We start from the raw sequence: 1,820 nt of genomic DNA, 5'->3' as shown, positions 1-1,820 counted from the left end.
CTCGTGCACGCCCTGGCTGGCGCGCGCCTGGGCGGCCAGATCGAGCGCGTCGAGATCCTTCGCGTCGCGCAGGGTCACGAGCCCGGCGCCACGCCCACCGGCATCGGCCTTGACGACCACGAACGGCTTTTCGCCGATGCCGTATTCCTTGTGCTTGCGCCGGATCTTGGTGAGCAGCGCATCGACGTTGCCGCGCACGCAGTCCAGGCCCTCGCGGCTGCTGAAGTCGACCTGTCCGCACTGGCCGAACATCGGGTGGATCAGCCACGGATCCATGCCCAACAATTTGGCGAACTTCTTGGCCACTTCCTCGTAGCTCTTGAAGTGCTGGCTCTTGCGCCGCACCGTCCAGCCGGCGTGCAATGGTGGCAGCAGGTACTGCTCGTACAGTCCCTGCAACACCTGCGGCACACCCTCGGGCAGGTCGGTATTGAGCAAGATGGTGCAGGGGTCGAAGTTCTTCAGCCCCAGGCGACCCCGCGTGCGCACCAGTGGCTCGAGCGCCAGCTCGCTGCCATCGGGCAGCACCAGCGGTTCGACAGGCGTCGACCCCGCTACCAACGACCCCAGGCGCACGTTCAGCCCGGCCTGGGTGAAGATCTGGACCAGGCGCTGCAGGTTCTCGACATACCCGGCTTCCCGGTTGCCGCTCTCCGGTATGAGCAGCAGGTTCTTCGCCTCGGGGCAGATCTTCTCGATCGCAGCCATCGCCGCCTGCACGGCCAGCGGCAGCATGGCCGGGGTGAGGTGCCCGAATCCGCGCGGATGCAGGTCGGTGTCGACCGGGACGAGCTTGTAGCCGGCGTTGCGAATGTCCACCGCCGTGTAGAACGGCGGCGTGTGTTCCATCCACTCCAGCCGGAACCAGCGCTCGATGGCGGGCATCGACTCGAGGATGCGCGCTTCCAGCTCATTGATCGGACCGGTGAGGGCAGTGACGAGGTGCGGGACCATGGGCGCTCCGTTGAGCGGTGGACGACAGTGCCATGATTGTAGGAAGCTGGTGGCGCCGCACCGGAGCGGTTGCCAAAATGGGCGCGGGGAGCGAGGACCTCCCGGCCCGCACCCCCCGCGTCTGCCGATGCCCGGCCGCCCATCGTCAGGCGGCCGGCCTGCATCACGGCATCCTCACTTGGCGTATGCCGTCTCGCCGTGCGAGCTGATGTCCAGGCCCTCGCGCTCGTCTTCCTCGGGCACGCGCAGGCCGATGACCAGGTCGACAACCTTGAATGACACCGTCGCCACCAACGCCGACCACACCACCGTCAGCGCCACGGCCTTGGCCTGGATCCACAACTGGGCGCCGACACCGTTGGACCCCACCGTCGCGGTGACCCAGTCGGTCACCAGGCCGGGGCCGCCGAGGTCCTGCGTGTTGAACACGCCCGTCAACAGCGCGCCGATGATGCCGCCCACGCCGTGCACACCGAACACGTCCAGCGAGTCGTCCGCGCCGAGCAGGCGCTTCAGGCCATTGACACCCCACAGGCACGCAAAGCCGGCGACGAAGCCGATCACGATGGCGCCCATCAGCCCCACGTTGCCGGCCGCCGGCGTGATGGCCACCAGGCCGGCCACCGCGCCCGAAGCCGCACCCAGCATCGAGGCCTTGCCGCGCAGCATGGCCTCGCCCAGGCACCAGGCGAGCACCGCGGCCGCGGTGGCGGTGAAGGTGTTCATGAACGCCAGCACCGCCGAGTTGCCCGCCTCCAGCGCCGAGCCGGCGTTGAACCCGAACCAGCCCACCCACAGCATGGCCGCGCCCACCATCGTGAAGGGCAGGTTGTGCGGCGCCATCGCCTCGCGGCCGTAGCCCACGC

The 1,820-nt window shown here is 68.6% G+C and carries 2 protein-coding genes; both read right to left on the bottom strand.

What is annotated here, in order from left to right:
- Positions 1-954 (bottom strand): glutamate--cysteine ligase (gene gshA / locus L6Q67_RS23370; protein WP_296575861.1); only part of this gene is annotated, 954 nt, incomplete at its 3' end.
- A 174-nt stretch (positions 955-1,128) separates the two neighbouring features.
- Positions 1,129-1,820: ammonium transporter (locus L6Q67_RS23365; RefSeq protein ID WP_367171671.1), on the bottom strand; the 692-nt coding region annotated here is incomplete at its 5' end.

This window comes from Zoogloea sp. (genome assembly GCF_023150065.1).
Classification (GTDB): Bacteria; Pseudomonadota; Gammaproteobacteria; order Burkholderiales; family Rhodocyclaceae; genus Zoogloea.
Note: the sequence above shows the minus strand (reverse complement) of the source record. Positions and strands in the feature narration are given on the sequence as shown.